Source organism: Flavobacterium cupreum (assembly GCF_003996965.1).
Taxonomy (GTDB): domain Bacteria; phylum Bacteroidota; class Bacteroidia; order Flavobacteriales; family Flavobacteriaceae; genus Flavobacterium; species Flavobacterium cupreum.
In genome coordinates this window covers 1-255 of sequence record NZ_QWDM01000265.1, presented here as the reverse complement: position 1 = coordinate 255, position 255 = coordinate 1, and the positions used below count along the sequence as shown (strand labels likewise).

Annotated in this window: 1 rRNA gene; it reads right to left on the bottom strand. The window is 45.9% G+C overall.

What is annotated here, in order from left to right:
• A 23S ribosomal RNA gene (locus D0817_RS25550) occupies window positions 1–255 on the bottom strand; the annotation flags it as partial.

The following is a 255-nucleotide window of genomic DNA, read 5'->3' as shown; positions in this document are numbered from 1 at the left end:
ACGGTACTGGTACTAATTACCTGAAGTTTAGAGGTTTTTCTTGGAAGCCCTTAGGCGCACTATCTCTTTGTCCGAAGACTCCGAGTACTATCGTATTTCCCCAAAATCTGTGGATTTGCCTGCAGATCTTATAGGTAGGTACTTCAACGAACTATTCCGTCAGTTCGCGGCGCTTTCATCACTCCGTCACCCCATCACAGTAATTAGTAGTACGGGAATATTAACCCGTTAGCCATCGACTGTCCCTTTCGGGTT